This is a genomic window from Chromobacterium vaccinii (genome assembly GCF_000971335.1).
In the GTDB taxonomy this organism is placed as follows: domain Bacteria; phylum Pseudomonadota; class Gammaproteobacteria; order Burkholderiales; family Chromobacteriaceae; genus Chromobacterium; species Chromobacterium vaccinii.
This window is the reverse complement of sequence record NZ_JZJL01000014.1, coordinates 19,024-34,457: the sequence shown is the minus strand read 5'-3', so window position 1 is coordinate 34,457 and position 15,434 is coordinate 19,024. Positions and strand designations below refer to the sequence as shown.

The window sequence follows — 15,434 nt, the reverse complement described above, 5'->3', positions numbered from 1 at the left end:
TCGGAGTACCATGCGCGCCCTGATTTTCGCCGCCGTCATCGCAGTCGCCGGCTGCAGTTCGATGAATCCGCTCGACTGGAGCCACCGCGTGGAAGTCCAGCAAGGCAATTACGTGACCCAGGACGCCGTCGCCAAGCTCAAGCCCGGCATGACCCGCGCTCAGGTGCGCTTCCTGCTGGGCACCCCGCTGCTGACCGATCCTTTCCATGCCGATCGCTGGGACTACAAGTATAGCGACGTCAAAGGCAGCAAGGTGGATCCCGCCAGCGATAAATTGTTGACCGTCTATTTCAAGGGCGATGTGCTGGACCGCATCGAAGGCAATGCTCAGCCGGCGCCGCCGGCCAAGCAGCTGGACGCGTCCGCGCCCGCTCAGGAAACCAAGAAGCCATGAGCGGCCAGAACATCGTGATCGTCGGCGCGTCCGGCCGGATGGGCCGCGTGCTGATCGAATCGGTGCTGAATGCGCCGGGTGTCCGCCTGCATGCGGCGATAGACCGCGCCGACTCCGGCTTTATCGGCCAGGATGCCGGCCTGTTCTGCGGTCGCAACAGCGGCATCGCCATCAGTTCCGACTTCATCTCCGCTCTGGACGGTGCCGACGTGGTGATAGATTTCACCCGCCCCGAAGGCACGCTGGAGCATATGCTGGCCTGCGCTGAGCGCGACGTGCGCATGGTAATCGGCACCACCGGCTTCGACGATGCCGGCAAAGCCGCCATCCGCGCCGCGGCGGACAAGATCGGCATTGTGTTCGCATCCAACTTCAGCGTGGGCGTCAACCTCACCTTCAAGTTGCTGGATGTGGCCGCCCGCGTGCTGAACGAGGACTACGACATCGAAATCATCGAAGCCCACCACCGCTTCAAGGTGGATGCGCCATCCGGCACCGCGCTGCGCATGGGTGAGGTGATCGCCGACGCGCTGGGCCGCGATCTGAAGCAATGCGCGGTTTACGGCCGGGAAGGCGTGACCGGCGAGCGCGATCCGCATGCGATAGGCTTCGCCACCGTGCGCGGCGGCGACGTCGTCGGCGATCACACCGCGCTGTTCGCCACGCTGGGCGAACGCGTGGAAATCAGCCACAAGGCCTCCAGCCGCGCCACCTTCGCCAACGGCGCGGTGCGCGCCGCGCGCTGGCTGTCCGAAAAACCGCACGGCCTGTTCGACATGCAGGACGTGCTCGGCCTGCGCTGACATTCGGAGGGGCCTCCGCCCCTCCCTCTCCCACCCATGCGCGTCCGCTCTCTTCTCTTCATCCTGCTCCCCCTGCTCGGCCTCACCGCTCTAGCATCCCTGCTGTACCACAGCCAATTGAGGCCCGCCAGCCTGCTCACTCTGGATCCGCAGCCGGCTCTGGAATGGCAGCTGCTGCTGGAACTGCGCCTGCCGCGGTTGCTGGCCGCCGCCTCTGCGGGCGCGCTGCTGGCCAGCGCCGGCTGCGCGGTGCAGGCCCGCTTCCGCAACCCGCTGGCCGAGCCCGGCCTGATCGGCATCAACAGCGGCGCGGCCCTGGCCGCGGCCCTGGCCCTGAGTCTGGGTGCGGGCCTGTACGGCGTGGCGGCGGCCGGCTTCGCCGGCGGCCTGGGCGCGCTGCTTCTGGTCCGGCTATTGGGCGACGACAAGGACGGCAACCGCCTGATTCTCAGCGGGCTGGCGGTCAGCACCCTGCTCGGCAGCCTGCTGACTTTGCTGATCACCATGCTGCCGGACGGCTCTCTGCGCGTGGTGACCTTCTGGCTGATGGGCAGCTTCGCCAGCGCAGAGTGGCCGCTGGCCCTGGCGCTGACCGTGTCCGCGCCGCTGGTCTGGCTCGCGCTATTCAGCCACTGGCGCTTCCTGAACGCCTTGCAGCTGGGGGAAAGCGCCGCCTTCCATCTGGGCTTTTCCGTGCGCGGGCAGGAATGGCGCATCGTGCTGCTGGCCGCGCTCGCGGCCGGTCTGGTGGTATCCGGCTGCGGCATGATAGGTTTCGTCGGCCTGATGGCGCCGCACCTGGCGCGCCAGTTGCTCGGCAGCGACTCCCGCCGGCTGCTCGCCGTCTCCCCGCTGCTGGGCGCCTGGCTGACCGTCAGCGCCGACTGGCTGGCCCGCTCGCTGCTGGCGCCGGCCGAATTGCCGGTCGGCGTGATCACCAGCCTGCTGGGCGCGCCGTTCTTCCTGTGGCTGCTTCGCCGCCAAGGACCTCGCCATGCTTGAAGCCCGCGGCCTGTCGCTGAGCAAAGGCGGCCGAATCTTGCTGGCCGATATAGACCTGACGCTGCGCCCCGGCGAGCTGCTGGCCGTGCTGGGACCCAACGGCGCCGGGAAAAGCAGCCTGCTCAAGCTGCTGTCCGGCCTGTGGCAGCCGGACCAAGGGAGCATTCTGCTCGCAGGACAGCCGCTGACGCGGATGCGCAGCGCGGAGCTGGCCAGTTGGCGCGCCGTCGTCGAACAGCACCCTATGACCCCGGACGGCTGGCGCGGGGCGGAGCTGGTGGCCGCCGGCGCCTACCTGCGCCCGGAAGCCGGACGGCAAAGCGTCGACGCCGCCGTGGCCGAGGCGCTGCGCCTCAGCGATGCCGCCGGCCTGGCCGATCGATACCTGACCCGCCTCTCCGGCGGAGAGCGGCAAAGACTGCAACTGGCGCGGGCGCTGTGCCAGCTGCTGCTGTCGCCGCGGCCCGAGCGCTATCTGCTGCTGGACGAACCCACGGCAGCCCAGGATTTTGCGATGGCAGACTCGCTGATGGCGCGGGTCCGGGCGCTGGCCAGCGAACTGGGCATCGGCGCGCTGGCGGTCGTGCACGACCTCAACCTGGCGCTACGCCACGCTGACAGGGTGCTGCTGCTGAACGACGGCCGCGCGGCTGGCTGCGGCGACAACCGCGAGATGATGCAGCGCGAGCGGTTGGAAGCCGTCTACGGCGTGCGGCTGGCCGAATTGGTCCACCCCGAGCAACCGTGGCGCGCCTTCATCCCCATGCCCGGACAAACGCCCCCGCAAGCCTGACCCGTATTGCATTCGCCAGGCAAACCTGCGATCCTGACCATCTCGCATCCGCAACCGGAAGAGAGAAGTCATGCCGCTGCTAGCCGCTCTGCAATCGCTTCCCAACCAGTTCTGTGGCGAAGGCATCAACCACGAAGACCAGACCTTCACCGGCTGCCTGCACTGGCAGGCCTTGCCCGGCCAGCGCGCGCTGCTGCTGCACTACACGGCCAGCGGCACCGACGGCGAAATCCTGCATCGAGAAACCACCCTGCTCGGCTATCTGCCCGATGGCACGCTGTGCCTGTGGCCGGTGATGGACGAGCTGCCCTATGTGCTGGCCCACCCGGCGATACGCCAGGCGGAGGGCGGACACGGCGTGCTGGAAGTGGTGTTCGCCAGCGGACCCCGCAGCCTGAGCGAGCACTTCCGCCAGGAAATCACCATCCGCGTCGAAGCCAATGGCCAACTGTTGTACGCTCAGGCCTGGGGCGAACCCAACGACAGTTTCGAAGACCGCTCCCACTGCCGGCTATCGCCGGTGGCCGGCACTGCCTGATCCCCACCCGGGCCGGCCTCCCGGCCCAACCGAACGGGAAAAGAAAACGGACGGCGCGCCCGCGCCGTCCGTTTCGTTTCATATCCAAAGCCTTTAGGCTGTTTCAGTCTCTTTCACCGCCTGCACCTCGTATACTTGCTTGACCTCGCCGTTGATGTCCACGCTCTCCAGCCGTACGTCGAAACCCCATAGCCGGCACACATGCTTCAGCACTTCCTGCGCGCTCTGTTCCTCCAGCGGCCGGCGGTTGTGCATGGTATGGCGCAGCGTCAGGCTGCGGTCGCCGCGCATATTGACCGACCACACCTGGATATTCGGCTCGCGCGAGCCCAGATTGTATTGCTCGGCCAGCTTGCCGCGGATGTCCCGATATCCTTCCTCATCGTGAATGCTGGAAATCTCCAGCTTGTCGTCGCGGTCGTCGTCGCGGATCGAAAAGAGGCGGAAATCGCGGATCAGCTTGGGCGACAGGTATTGGGAGATGAAGCTTTCGTCCTTGAAGTTGCGCATCGCGAACTCCAGCGACTCCCGCCAATCGCTGCCGGCCAAATCCGGAAACCAGGCCCTATCCTCATCGGTCGGCTCCTCGCAGATGCGCTTGATGTCCTGGTACATCGAGAAACCCAGCGCATAGGGATTGATCCCGCTGTACCAGCGCGCGGTGACCGGCGGCTGAGACACCACATTGGTGTGGCTCTGCAGGAACTCCAGCATGTAGCCGTCGGTGATCAGGCCTTTGTCGTACAAACGATTCATGATGGTGTAGTGCCAGAACGTCGCCCAGCCCTCGTTCATCACCTGAGTCTGCCGCTGCGGATAAAAGTACTGGGCCACCTTGCGCACGATGCGCACCACCTCGCGCTGCCAGGGCTCCAGCAGCGGCGCCGATTTCTCGATGAAGTACAGGATGTTCTCCTGCGGCTCGGCCGGGAAGCGCGGCGGCATCTTGTCGCCGCCATCCTTGTCGCGCTTCGGTATCGTGCGCCACAGGTCGTTCACCTGCATCTGCAGATAATGCTCGCGCTCTTCCTGGCGCGCCTGCTCCTTGGCCAGCGACAGCTTCTGCGGCCGCTTGTAGCGGTCGACGCCGTAATTCATCAACGCGTGGCAGGAATCCAGCAGCTCCTCCACCTCGTCGATGCCGTAGCGCTCCTCGCACTTCATGATGTAACTCTTGGCGAACACCAGGTAATCGATGATGGCCGAGGCGTCGGTCCAGGAGCGGAACAGGTAGTTGCCCTTGAAGAAGCTATTGTGGCCATAGGCGGCGTGGGCAATCACCAGCGCCTGCATCATCATGGAGTTCTCTTCCATCAGATAGGCGATGCAGGGGTTGGAATTGATCACGATTTCATAAGCCAGCCCCATCTGGCCGCGCTTGTAGCTCTTCTCCGTGGAGACGAAGTGCTTGCCGTAGCTCCAGTGGTTGTAATTGACCGGCATGCCCACCGAGGCGTAGGCATCCATCATCTGCTCGGCGGTGATGATTTCCAGCTGGTTGGGATACACGTCCAGCTTGAATTCTCCCACGGCGATCTCTCGAATCGCGCGGTCGTATTCGCCGACCAGGTCGAAAGTCCATTCCGAGCCGGTGGAAATCGGCGCCGTGCCCTCCCCCTTGCGCGTCCGTTTCATACCGACACCCTCCCATTCGCCGGCTGGCGCTTGAACAGCTCCCGGAACACCGGATAAATGTCGGATGCGGAGCGGATTTTCTGCATCGCGAACTGCGGACACTGCGCCTTGACCTTCAGGTACTCGTACCACAGGTTCTGCGGCTCGCCTTCGGTGATCTCGATGTAGGCGAAATACTGGCAGTACGGCAGCAGGTTCTCTTCCAGGATGCGGCCGCAATTGGCAGAGTCGCTGTCCCAGTTGTCGCCGTCGGACGCCTGGGCGGCGTAGATGTTCCACTCGCTGCTGGAATAGCGCTTGCGGATGACGTCGCTCATCAGGTTCAATGCGGACGACACCACGGTGCCGCCACTCTCGCGGGAATGGAAGAAATCCTGCTCATTGACCTCAACCGCGCTGGTATGGTGGCGGATGAATACGACTTCGATCTTCTCGTAATTCCGCTGCAGGAACATGTACAGCAGGATGAAGAAGCGCTTGGCCATGTCCTTCTTCTGCTCGTCCATCGAGCCGGACACGTCCATGATGCAGAACATCACCGCCTGGCTGGTCGGTTTGGGCTGCTTGACACGGTTGTTGTAGCGCAGGTCGAACGGATCTATCCATGGAATGCTCGCCAGCCGCTCTTTCATCTGATGGATATGCTGCCGCCTGTCCCTCACCTCCATCGCGTTGTCGTCATCGGACTCGATCAAGGTATCGAGCTCCTCTTCCGCCTCGTCTATGCTGCTGAGCGTCGGCGCGGCCATCGCCACCCGCCGCGCCAGCGCGCCGCGCAGCGAACGAACGATGTTGATATTGGTGGGGGTGCCGTCGTTGGTATAGCCGGCGCGCACCGTTTTCATTTCCTCGATGCCCATCAGCTGCGTCTTGACCAGGTTGGGCAGGGCCAGGTCGTCGAAGAACACGTTCATGAATTCCTCGCGCGACAGCTGGAACACGAAATCGTCCTCGCCCTCGCCGTCCTGGCTGGCCTTGCTGCCGCCGCCGCCGGCGCCGCCCTGGGGCCGCGGCATGCGATCCCCCTTGATGAACTCCTCATTGCCTGGGTGGACGTTTTCCCAAACGCCGCCCTTTCCATGATGGAAGTTGGGCTCGGAAATGTCCTTCACCGGGATGGATACCTTTTCCCCGCTCTCGATATCGGTGATGCTCCGCCCCTTGATCGCCTTGGAGACGGCTTCCTTGATTTGCGCCTTGAAACGGCGAAGAAAGCGTTCGCGATTGACCGCCGACTTGTTCTTGCCGTTGAGGCGTCTGTCTATGATGTGGGACATCGCCACCTCTCTGGCGCGCTGCTGGCGGCTACCGGCTTCCTTGCCGGAACCCGTGACCGATCGCCGCGCGCGGTTGTGTCTCCTTGTCGCCGGACCGCGCGGACCCGGCGCCTCCTGCAGGCCCGGCACGCTGGCCGGGCCGGCTCGGGCGGCTTATGAGGATTTGCGCACGCGCAGATACCACTCGCACAGCAGCCGCACCTGCTTCGCGGTATAGCCCTTCTCCACCATGCGATTGACGAAGTCCTCGTGCTTCTTCGCATCCTCGGCACTGGCTTTGGCGTTGAAGGAGATCACCGGCAGCAGCTCCTCGGTGTTGGAGAACATCTTCTTCTCTATCACCGTGCGCAGCTTCTCGTAGCTGGTCCAGGTGGGATTCTTGCCGCCGTTGTTGGCTCGGGCCCGTAAAACGAAGTTTACGATCTCGTTGCGGAAATCCTTGGGATTGGAAATTCCCGCGGGCTTCTCGATTTTCTCCAGTTCGGCATTAAGAGACGTGCGGTCGAAAATTTCGCCGGTATCCTGATCGCGATATTCCTGATCTTGTATCCAGTAATCAGCGAAAGTCACGTATCGGTCGAAAATGTTCTGCCCGTATTCGGAATAACTTTCCAGATAGGCGGTTTGAATTTCCTTGCCGATGAATTCAACGTATTTCGGCGCCAGATATTCCTTCAGGAAAGTCAGGTATTTCTGTTCCGTTTCAGCCGGGAATTGCTCGCGCTCGACCTGCTGCTCTATTACATACAGCAAGTGCACCGGATTGGCGGCCACCTCGCTGTGGTCGAAGTTGAACACCTTGGACAGAATCTTGTACGCGAAGCGCGTCGACAAACCGCTCATGCCTTCGTCCACGCCGGCGTAATCGCGGTATTCCTGCAGCGACTTGGCCTTGGGATCGGTATCCTTCAGATTCTCGCCGTCGTACACCTGCATCTTGCTGTACAGGCTGGAATTTTCCGGCTCCTTCAAGCGCGACAACACCGCGAACTGGCCCATCATCTTCAGCGTGCCCGGCGCGCATGGTGCCTTGCCCAGCGAGGAGTTGCGGATCAGCTTGTCGTAAATCTTGATTTCCTCGGCCACGCGCAGGCAGTACGGCACCTTGACGATGTAGATCCGGTCGAGGAAGGCTTCGTTGTTCTTGTTGTTGCGGAACTGCTTCCACTCGCTCTCGTTGGAGTGCGCGAGAATGATGCCGTCGAAGGGAATTGCGCCGAACCCTTCCGTTCCCTTGAAGTTGCCTTCCTGAGTAGCGGTCAGCAAAGGGTGCAGCACCTTGATCGGCGCCTTGAACATTTCGACGAACTCGAGCAGGCCCTGGTTGGCCAGGCACAAGCCGCCGGAGTAGCTGTAGGCGTCCGGGTCATCCTGGGCGTACTTTTCCAGCTTGCGGATGTCCACCTTGCCCACCAGCGAACTGATGTCCTGGTTGTTCTCGTCGCCCGGCTCGGTCTTGGCTACGGCCACCTGGCGCAACACCGACGGATAGCGCTTGACCACGCGGAACTGCCCGATATCGCCGTTGAACTCGTGCAGGCGCTTGACCGCCCAGGGGCTGGGGATGGATTTCAGGTAGCGGCGCGGGATTCCATACTGTTCCTCCAGAATGGAGCCGTCCTCATCGTAGCTGAACAGGGATAACGGAGACTCGTTGACCGGACTGCCCTTCAGGCAATAGAACGGCACCAGCTCCATCAGCTCTTTCAGCTTCTCGGCGATAGACGATTTGCCGCCGCCCACCGGCCCCAACAGGTAGAGGATCTGCTTTTTCTCTTCCAGCCCCTGGGCCGCGTGGCGGAAGTAGGCGACCACCTGCTCGATCACCTCCTCCGTGCCGTAGAAGTCACGGAATGCCGGGTAAACCTTGATGACTTTGTTGGAGAAAATGCGAGACAGCCGCGAATCGTGGCGGGTATCCACCAACTCGGGCTCGCCGATGGCGGTCAGCATGCGTTCGGCCGCCGTGGCGTAGCCTCCCGGATCTTTCTTGCACAGCTCCAGGTACTCCTGGATCGTGTACTCCTCCTCGCGGGTCTTGTCGTATCGCACTGCGTAGTGACTGAAGATATCCGGGTGCATGACTCTCTCCTGGCTGGTAGCAGGGGCTGGGCGCGCTGCAACTCGCAATCTGCCTTTCCCCTTGCTGAATTAGAGTACTGACTGTGTCTCCGGTTCTATTTTGGGTATAGCATAGCAGCGCCAATCAACCGGACAAAAGCCGGTCTGAACCGGGTTCAGGCAGTGCCGAGAACATTGTGTGGGGGAAGTCTTTGAATCAATGGATTTTTTTAATTGCGGATTTTTGTAACAATAGATGAAGCTTAGTAAATTCTTGTAATGCCTACTGAAATTAGTGCGGGAAAGCGATGAATATCTCGCCGCTCAGGTTTTTCGCACCAGGATGCGCACGCCTATTTCATAAATCAGTCCGCGCTGCACTTCATTGCAGCGCTTGACCTCCACCTCGGCCTCGAACGGCTTGCCCGAAGTGGCGCCGACGCCTGGCACCAGCACGATCACGCTGAGCCGTTCGCCGAATTGCGGCACGAAGGACGAGCGCAGGGCCATGCCGTCCACCGACAAGTCCACGCACTCCCCGTAGAACGTCTGCCCGCTCAAGAGCGACTTGATGCGGGCCTTGCACCCCATGCTGACCCGGCGGCCTCGCCGCCGGTCGTAATACGCGTCAAATCTCGACACCCCGCATCCTCCCGCCCAGGTAAGCCGCCAGCCAGTGCAGGCCGACGATGGATTTGCTGTCGCAAATTTCGCCGGTCAGCGCCATGTTCATCGCGGCGTCCAGAGGCACGGTCAGCACTTCCAGAAACTCGCCGGCGTCCAGTTGCCTTTCGCTAAGCATAAGTTCTTGCGCGAGGTAATAGCTGATTTTTTCGTTGGAGTATCCGATGCAGGGATGGGCGGTGCCCAGATAAGTCCAACGGCCGGCCCGGTAGCCGGTCTCCTCAAGCAGCTCGCGCCGGGCGGTCTGCTCCGGCGCTTCGTCCGGGTCGATCTTGCCGGCCGGTATCTCGATGAACTCGCGGCCGGCCGGATAACGGTATTGCCGCTCGAGCACCAGCTCGCCCTCCGGCGTGATCGCCAGCACGGCCACAGCGCCGGGATGAAGAATGTATTCGCGCGAGGATTCGTTGCCATCCGGCAGGGCTACCCGGTCCTTGCGCACATTGATAAATCCGCCCTGGTAGACCAGTTCCGACGACAACCGTTTTTCAACGAGATCCACACTTCGCCTTTCTATCGTTCCATGCGCTGACCACCGCCCAGCGCCATAATACCCGGGTGGCCAGATAGCCCGCCGCGCCCAGGGTCGCCCCCAATGCCGGCATGCCCACCAGCAGCGGCCAGCCCAAATCAATCAGCCACCCCAGCGTCTGCCGCGCCCAGGCCGCCGGCCCCAGCGCGAGCAAACCCGGGGGCGCCGTCATTGTAGCCGCCGCGTCCGAGCCCAGCAGCCATCGTCCATAGCGATAGGCCAGATAGTACAGCGGCAGCACGGTCAGCGGATTGCTGTACAGCGAAACCACCATCGCCGCCGGAATGTTCACCCGCAGCAACAAGGCCAGCGCCAGCGCCGTGGCCTTTTGCGTGAAGCCCGGCATCACGCCCGAATACAGCCCCACCGCCACGCCCATCGCCACCTTGCGGCGGTTGAACGACCAATAGGCCGGCCGATCCAGATACGGCGCCAGCCGCCGCATGCCGGGGCGCGCGAACCAATTGTGCCGCGCCGCGGAAAAGCGGCGCATTTTGCGTTTAAGCCAGGTCATTCCATTTCTTGCCGTCGCGTTGCCGTTAAACCACACCCCCGCCAAGGCGCGAGCGCGATTTAGTTGTCAAAATCCCGGGAATAATTTAAACAATCGTTTGAATGAATACCCCAGCCTACACAGGGTCTCATCATAACAACGTATCGCCCTGGCACGCACCAGGCGGCGCCAACCAACTGGAGAAACCGAATGCCCGCTTACAAAGCCCCTCTGCGCGATTTTGATTTCGTTCTCAACGAGTTGATCAAGGTGCAGGACATCATCCCCACATTGCCGGGATATGAAGAAGCCACCCAGGACATCTTCAGCGCCTACCTGGAACAAGCGGCCCAATTCTGCGAATCCGAACTCGCGCCGCTGAACCGCCAGGGTGACGAGGAAGGCTGTCACTATGACAGCGCCACCAAGTCTGTCACCACTCCGGCCGGCTTCAAGGAAGCGTACAAGCAGTATTGCGAGCTGGGCTTCCCGGCGCTGGACTGCAATCCGGCCTACGGCGGCCAAGGCCTGCCCAAAAGCCTGGGTTTTCCCATCATGGAGATGCAATGCTCGGCCAACGTGGCGTGGTCGATGTACCCGGGCCTGTCGCACGGCGCCTATTCCGCCATCCACGCCCACGGCACCGACGAGCAGAAGGCGACCTACCTGCCCAAGCTGGTGGACGGCAGCTGGACCGGCACCATGTGCCTGACCGAGCCGCACTGCGGCACCGACCTAGGCCTGCTGAAATCCAAAGCCGAGCCTCAAACCGATGGCAGCTACCTCATCAGCGGCACCAAGATCTTCATCTCCGCCGGCGAGCACGACCTGTCCGACAACATCATCCACTTGGTGCTGGCACGCCTGCCGGACGCGCCCAAGGACGTGAAGGGCATCTCGTTGTTCATCGTGCCCAAATACCTGAAGGACGGCAGCCGCAACGCCGTCGCCTGCGGCAGCCTGGAACACAAGATGGGCATCAAGGCCAACGCCACCGCGGTGATCAACCTGGACGGCGCCAAGGGCTGGCTGATCGGCGAAGCCAACAAGGGCCTGTCCTGCATGTTCACCATGATGAACGCCGCCCGCCTCGGCTGCGGCATGCAGGGCCTGGGCCTGGGCGAAGCCTCGTTCCAGGGCGCGCTGGCCTATGCCCGCGAGCGGCTGCAGATGCGCGCCTTGAACGGCGCGAAATGCCCGGACAAGGCCGCCGACCCCATCATCGTCCACCCGGATGTGCGCCGCATGCTGCTGACGCAGAAGGCCTACACCGAAGCCGGCCGCGCGCTGGCCGGCCTCCTGGCTCTGCAGCTGGACATCGAGGACAAGCATCCGGACGCAGCCGTCCGCGCCGACGCCGCCGACCTAGTCGCGCTGCTGACCCCGGTGGCCAAGGCTTTCATGACCGACAACGGCTTCGCCGCGGCCAACCTCGGCGTGCAGGTGTTCGGCGGCCACGGCTACATCCGCGAATGGGGCATGGAGCAACTGGTGCGCGATGCCCGCATCTCGCAAATCTACGAGGGCACCAACGGCATCCAGGCGATCGACCTGCTGGGCCGCAAGGTGTTGCTGGACCAGGGCGCCAAACTGCGCAAATTCACCAAGCTGATCCACCAGTTCTGCCAGCAGCACGAAGGCCACCCCCAACTGGGCGAATTCGCCAATCCTCTCGCCAGGCTGATGAAGGAAGTGGGCGAACTGACCATGGGCGTGGGCATGGCCAGCCTTCAAGACAAGGATGAGGCCGGCGCGGCCGCTTCCGACTACTTGCGCCTGATCGGCCACCTGACCTATGCTTGGCTGTGGGCGCGCATGGCCGAAGTGTCGTTCGCCAAGCTGGGCCAGGGCGACGACGCGTTCTACAACGCCAAGATCACCACCGCCCGCTTCTACTACGCCAAACTGCTGCCGGAGGCCGAAGCGCTGAAAGCCAGCATCAAGACCGGCGCCAAGCCGCTGATGGCGCTGGACGAGGAGCACTTCGTCTTCTAAGCATCGACGCATCGCTGCCCTCCAGGCCGCGCCCAGGCGCGGCCTGTGTCATTTTGATCAGCAAAATCAATTACTTGCCCACCTCGCCCCCAAGTTTTCGGCCGGATTGCCGATATCGGGGCATACTGGAGTTGTCCTCTCAACCACCACAAGCGTGCGCCAGCCAAATAACGACGCGCCGACAGGAGTCCGTGATGTCGATATCCTCTCTGAACAACAATCAGCCCGGCCAGGCCGGCAGCGCGCTCCCGGCCCAGAGTTCCGCCTACAGCGCCCAAAACTCCCGCAACCAGCTCAATTCGGTGCTGGTGCAGTCGCTGGATGTGTCGATCAGCAGCGGCAAGCAGTCTCAAACTCTGCTGTTCCGTGCGTCGATCACCAATATCACCCAGATTCTGAACGCCGACTTCTCCAACCAGGACGGCTCTCAGCAAAATCAGGGCAGCGGGTCGCTGCAAGTCAGCAGCACCCAGCTGAGCATTTCCATCCAGCAGGACGGCCAGAGCGACGACAACTCGCCGGAAGCCACCTCCAAGCGCATCCTGGACGGCGCCACCAGCATGTTCGCGCTGTACCAGCAACAGCATCCTGAACTCAGCGCCGACGACCAGGCCAAAAACTTCGTCAACCTGATCCGCCAGGGCTTCGAACAGGGTTACGGCGAAGCCACCGACATCCTCAAAAGCCTCAAGGTATTCAACGGCGACGTGCAAAGCGGGGTGGAAAAGACCAAGGATCTGGTCGAAAAAGGCCTGGACGCCTTCCTGAAAAGCAACCTGTCCTCCAGCGCCCAATCGGCCTCGTCCGGGACGGGAACCAGCCAGGCCAGCGCTAGCTGAGCCTGCGGGAGACGGCGATGGCGGAGGATAACGATATCGCCGTGCAACCGATCCGCGGCGTGCAGCCGCGGCCGGCCGGCAATCATGAGCCGTTCGCTGTCTCACACCGGACCGGCCAGCACGGCGGCAAGCCCGCGAGAGAGGACAGCGCCGACATCAGCCTCAGCCAGGGCGCGCAAGCCGCCGAGCTGCTGTTCAGCGCGGCCATGGATCAAATCTCCCGCTTGGCCGGCCTGGACATCGAACCAGTGCTGCCGCCGGAAAACGAACTGACCGGCGGCAGCCACAGCCAGCGCCTGCTGCTGGGCATGGAAATCCTGCTGGAGCTTTATCGCCGGCAGCGCGAAGACCTATCCTCTCAGGCTCTCCTGCAGGCGTTCGCTCCGCTGGCTCGCTCCGGACTGGAGCGCGGCTATCAGGAAACCTGCCAGGTGCTGCGCCAGTTGAACGTCTATACGCCCGTCGTCGCCGACCAGCTGCAGGGCCTGCTTCTGCTGACCCAGCAGCTGTTCGAGGAACGGCTGCTGGCTGTCTAGCCCCGCCTCTCGAATCTCAAGGCCGCGGGCCTCCGGCGGCGATGAACTCACGGTTTTCTCTGGTCGCGAAACAGCTTCCAGGCTAGCTCCGCCGACTCCACATCGCCATTCTGATGCCCCAGCAGATGCGTGTATAACGCGCCGACCCGATGAGCCACGCTGGGTTCGACATGGCCGCCGCCGCTGATGGTCAGCAGCAGCACTCTGCGCCCCGGGCCATCTTCTCCCCACTGCGTCAGCGTGGCCCGGGTCGGGTCGCCGGCGCTGGCATGCGGCAACTGCGCAGTGACATGCGGGATGTCCGGCAGATCGTCCAGCCGGCGCCAGAACGCGGCGCTGTCCGCCACCGGCATCACCTCGCCACGCCCTTTTTCGTCGAACAGGCGAACCTGCCCGCCTGCATAGGGCACCACCGGGTCCGCAGTGCCGGCAATGATCAGCGCGGACAAGGGATGGCTGGGCGCGGCGCAGCCGCTGCTGCGCGCCATCGACGCGCCGGCGGTGGCGAAAGCCGCCAGGCCATCGCCCAACTCGCTGGCCAGCCGGAAGACCATCATGCCGCCATTCGACATGCCCATCGCGTACACGCGCGCCGGATCGGCGCCGCGCTCGGCAACCTCGCGCCGGATGATGGCGGCGACCAGGCCGACGTCGTCGGTCTGCGAGTTCCTAGCGGCGTCGGCCCGGCAATCATGCCAGCCCTGCTTTCCGTCGCCGCCCCGCGCGCCGTCGGGAACCGCCAGCAGCAAGCCTTCGCGGTCGGATATCTCCATCCATTGCGACAACGGCGCCGCGCCCGCCTCCAGGCCCAGCAGCTGGCGCGCCGAACCTCCGTGCCCATGCAGCAGAATCACCAGCGGACGCTTGCCTGCCGGCAAGGGATGCGGCGTCACCCGCAGATAATCGCGCGCGCCTTCCGGACGCAGAATCCGCATCGATGCCACCTCCGCGCCCAGCGCGGTTGCGGCGGCCAGCGCGGCCACACCGCCGCAAAGCCAAGTTTTCCAATCCATCGCCGCCTCCCAGGCCCACCATGATTCGTTCTATCACCCGCTCAGGCTTCAGGCTAGCGCGATACCCGCAGCGCCGAGATGCGCGCGGGCGCAAACAAAAAAACGGACCGAAGTCCGCTTTTTCCATGGCACCGACTGCCGCCTCAGTTGGCGCCGCAGCAGGCCTTGTATTTCTTGCCGCTGCCGCACGGGCACTGATCGTTGCGGCCCACCTTGTCGCCTTCGCGGCGAACGGTGGTGGGCGCCTGATCCTTGGCGCGCCAGTAAGCGAACACCGCGGCCAGCGCGTCGCTCAGCTCGCCTTTGTAGCCGTCGACTTCTTCGTCGGTGAAAGTCAGCAGATCTTCGCCGCCTTCCTCGTCCTCGAAGGCGCCGCCCAGCACCAGCATCGGCATCATCAGGCTTTCGAAGCCCTCATCCTCTTCCGCCACTTCGAACCAGTCGGTGTCGACCAGATCCAGCGCGTACAGGTAGGCGTTGGCCCACGGCCAGTAGTCCGGCTCGCCCTCTTCGCCGCTGTCTTCCTCGGCGTACAGGATCAGGTCCAGCTCCTCGCCCGCCGCCAGCGCGTCGCGGGTGGCGTCGAACAGTTTCTGCAGCAGGGCCTTCAGCTCGACTTCGTCGGCCTGGTTTTCGAAAGCCGGCGCATCGCCCAGCACTTCCGGCAGCCAGAAGTCAGTGTCCACCGCGTCCGGACCGCTGACCAGGGCGGAGAAGAAGCCCTGCACCTCGTCCGGGCGCATGGTGCTGCCGCTGGCCGACAGCGGAGTCAGCAGGGTTTCGAGACGGGTCAGGTCTGCATCATTGAAAACGGTTGCGGTCATGGTGTGATTCCTCTG

At 63.3% G+C, this 15,434-nt stretch carries 16 protein-coding genes; 8 read left to right on the top strand and 8 right to left on the bottom strand.

Annotation, left to right across the window (positions count from 1 at the left end; all coding sequences use genetic code 11):
* Window positions 1-10 precede the first annotated feature (10 nt).
* From VL52_RS09210 to VL52_RS09190, 5 genes are all read left to right on the top strand, one after another.
* Window positions 11-394, top strand: a complete 384-nt coding sequence (locus VL52_RS09210) for an outer membrane protein assembly factor BamE (RefSeq protein WP_046156755.1) — start codon at window positions 11-13, stop codon at window positions 392-394.
* Window positions 391-1,197, top strand: coding sequence for a 4-hydroxy-tetrahydrodipicolinate reductase (gene dapB / locus VL52_RS09205; protein WP_046156754.1), 807 nt, complete (start codon window positions 391-393; stop codon window positions 1,195-1,197). The genes VL52_RS09210 and dapB overlap by 4 nt, the downstream gene beginning before the upstream one ends.
* A 36-nt stretch (window positions 1,198-1,233) precedes the next feature.
* A complete protein-coding gene (locus tag VL52_RS09200) occupies window positions 1,234-2,199 on the top strand; it encodes a FecCD family ABC transporter permease (RefSeq protein ID WP_046156753.1) in 966 nt (321 codons plus the stop codon).
* Window positions 2,192-2,992 carry an ATP-binding cassette domain-containing protein gene (locus VL52_RS09195; protein ID WP_046156752.1) on the top strand — a complete coding sequence of 267 codons (801 nt, stop codon included), beginning with the start codon at window positions 2,192-2,194 and terminating at the stop codon, window positions 2,990-2,992. The genes VL52_RS09200 and VL52_RS09195 overlap by 8 nt, the downstream gene beginning before the upstream one ends.
* 70 nt (window positions 2,993-3,062) lie before the next feature.
* Window positions 3,063-3,530, top strand: a complete 468-nt coding sequence (locus VL52_RS09190; RefSeq protein WP_046156751.1) for a hypothetical protein — start codon at window positions 3,063-3,065, stop codon at window positions 3,528-3,530.
* Window positions 3,531-3,623: 93 nt separating this feature from the next.
* Here the strand turns inward: VL52_RS09190 and VL52_RS09185 are convergent, their stop codons facing one another.
* The 6 genes from VL52_RS09185 to VL52_RS09160 all read right to left on the bottom strand — a co-directional run bounded on the left by VL52_RS09185 (window position 3,624) and on the right by VL52_RS09160 (window position 10,233).
* Window positions 3,624-5,165, bottom strand: a complete 1,542-nt coding sequence (locus tag VL52_RS09185; protein ID WP_046156750.1) for a SpoVR family protein — start codon at window positions 5,163-5,165, stop codon at window positions 3,624-3,626.
* Complete coding sequence (locus VL52_RS09180) at window positions 5,162-6,442, bottom strand: YeaH/YhbH family protein (protein ID WP_046156811.1); 1,281 nt, start codon at window positions 6,440-6,442, stop codon at window positions 5,162-5,164. Before VL52_RS09180 ends, VL52_RS09185 begins: the two co-directional genes overlap by 4 nt.
* A gap of 153 nt (window positions 6,443-6,595) precedes the next feature.
* The gene (locus VL52_RS09175; protein WP_046156749.1) at window positions 6,596-8,524 is read right to left on the bottom strand and encodes a PrkA family serine protein kinase; all 1,929 of its coding nucleotides are present in this window, start codon (window positions 8,522-8,524) and stop codon (window positions 6,596-6,598) included.
* Between the two features lie 303 nt (window positions 8,525-8,827).
* A complete protein-coding gene (locus tag VL52_RS09170) occupies window positions 8,828-9,145 on the bottom strand; it encodes a PilZ domain-containing protein (RefSeq protein ID WP_115618613.1) in 318 nt (105 codons plus the stop codon).
* Window positions 9,132-9,689, bottom strand: coding sequence for an NUDIX domain-containing protein (locus VL52_RS09165; protein WP_046156747.1), 558 nt, complete (start codon window positions 9,687-9,689; stop codon window positions 9,132-9,134). The genes VL52_RS09170 and VL52_RS09165 overlap by 14 nt, the downstream gene beginning before the upstream one ends.
* Window positions 9,676-10,233, bottom strand: a complete 558-nt coding sequence (locus VL52_RS09160) for a DUF2062 domain-containing protein (protein ID WP_046156746.1) — start codon at window positions 10,231-10,233, stop codon at window positions 9,676-9,678. Before VL52_RS09160 ends, VL52_RS09165 begins: the two co-directional genes overlap by 14 nt.
* Window positions 10,234-10,422: 189 nt before the next feature.
* Here VL52_RS09160 and VL52_RS09155 point away from each other — a divergent pair, with 189 nt between their 5' ends.
* The 3 genes from VL52_RS09155 (at window position 10,423) to VL52_RS09145 (ending at window position 13,582) form a co-directional block, all read left to right on the top strand.
* Window positions 10,423-12,207 carry an acyl-CoA dehydrogenase C-terminal domain-containing protein gene (locus VL52_RS09155; protein ID WP_046156745.1) on the top strand — a complete coding sequence of 595 codons (1,785 nt, stop codon included), beginning with the start codon at window positions 10,423-10,425 and terminating at the stop codon, window positions 12,205-12,207.
* Between the two features lie 194 nt (window positions 12,208-12,401).
* A complete protein-coding gene (locus VL52_RS23235) occupies window positions 12,402-13,046 on the top strand; it encodes a DUF5610 domain-containing protein (protein ID WP_052717399.1) in 645 nt (214 codons plus the stop codon).
* Window positions 13,047-13,063: 17 nt separating this feature from the next.
* Window positions 13,064-13,582, top strand: coding sequence for a DUF5610 domain-containing protein (locus VL52_RS09145; protein ID WP_046156744.1), 519 nt, complete (start codon window positions 13,064-13,066; stop codon window positions 13,580-13,582).
* 47 nt (window positions 13,583-13,629) lie between these two features.
* On the opposite strand, the gene VL52_RS09140 is transcribed toward VL52_RS09145, so the two are convergent.
* On the bottom strand, window positions 13,630-14,595 hold the full coding sequence (locus tag VL52_RS09140; RefSeq protein ID WP_046156743.1) for a CE1 family esterase: 966 nt from the start codon (window positions 14,593-14,595) through the stop codon (window positions 13,630-13,632).
* Between the two features lie 143 nt (window positions 14,596-14,738).
* Window positions 14,739-15,419 (bottom strand): YecA family protein, encoded by a 681-nt coding sequence (locus VL52_RS09135; protein ID WP_021476270.1) that lies wholly within the window; start codon window positions 15,417-15,419, stop codon window positions 14,739-14,741.
* Window positions 15,420-15,434: the final 15 nt, after the last annotated feature.

Bases quoted from the DNA above. Each gene is read 5' to 3' on its own strand.
- VL52_RS09210 (WP_046156755.1), top strand. From the start codon at position 11: ATGCGCGCCCTGATTTTCGCCGCCGTCATCGCAGTCGCCGGCTGCAGT.
- dapB (WP_046156754.1), top strand. From the start codon at position 391: ATGAGCGGCCAGAACATCGTGATCGTCGGCGCGTCCGGCCGGATGGGC.
- VL52_RS09200 (WP_046156753.1), top strand. From the start codon at position 1,234: ATGCGCGTCCGCTCTCTTCTCTTCATCCTGCTCCCCCTGCTCGGCCTC.
- VL52_RS09195 (WP_046156752.1), top strand. From the start codon at position 2,192: ATGCTTGAAGCCCGCGGCCTGTCGCTGAGCAAAGGCGGCCGAATCTTG.
- VL52_RS09190 (WP_046156751.1), top strand. From the start codon at position 3,063: ATGCCGCTGCTAGCCGCTCTGCAATCGCTTCCCAACCAGTTCTGTGGC.
- VL52_RS09185 (WP_046156750.1), bottom strand. From the start codon at position 5,165: ATGAAACGGACGCGCAAGGGGGAGGGCACGGCGCCGATTTCCACCGGC.
- VL52_RS09180 (WP_046156811.1), bottom strand. From the start codon at position 6,442: ATGTCCCACATCATAGACAGACGCCTCAACGGCAAGAACAAGTCGGCG.
- VL52_RS09175 (WP_046156749.1), bottom strand. From the start codon at position 8,524: ATGCACCCGGATATCTTCAGTCACTACGCAGTGCGATACGACAAGACC.
- VL52_RS09160 (WP_046156746.1), bottom strand. From the start codon at position 10,233: ATGACCTGGCTTAAACGCAAAATGCGCCGCTTTTCCGCGGCGCGGCAC.
- VL52_RS09155 (WP_046156745.1), top strand. From the start codon at position 10,423: ATGCCCGCTTACAAAGCCCCTCTGCGCGATTTTGATTTCGTTCTCAAC.
- VL52_RS23235 (WP_052717399.1), top strand. From the start codon at position 12,402: ATGTCGATATCCTCTCTGAACAACAATCAGCCCGGCCAGGCCGGCAGC.
- VL52_RS09145 (WP_046156744.1), top strand. From the start codon at position 13,064: ATGGCGGAGGATAACGATATCGCCGTGCAACCGATCCGCGGCGTGCAG.
- VL52_RS09140 (WP_046156743.1), bottom strand. From the start codon at position 14,595: ATGGATTGGAAAACTTGGCTTTGCGGCGGTGTGGCCGCGCTGGCCGCC.
- VL52_RS09135 (WP_021476270.1), bottom strand. From the start codon at position 15,419: ATGACCGCAACCGTTTTCAATGATGCAGACCTGACCCGTCTCGAAACC.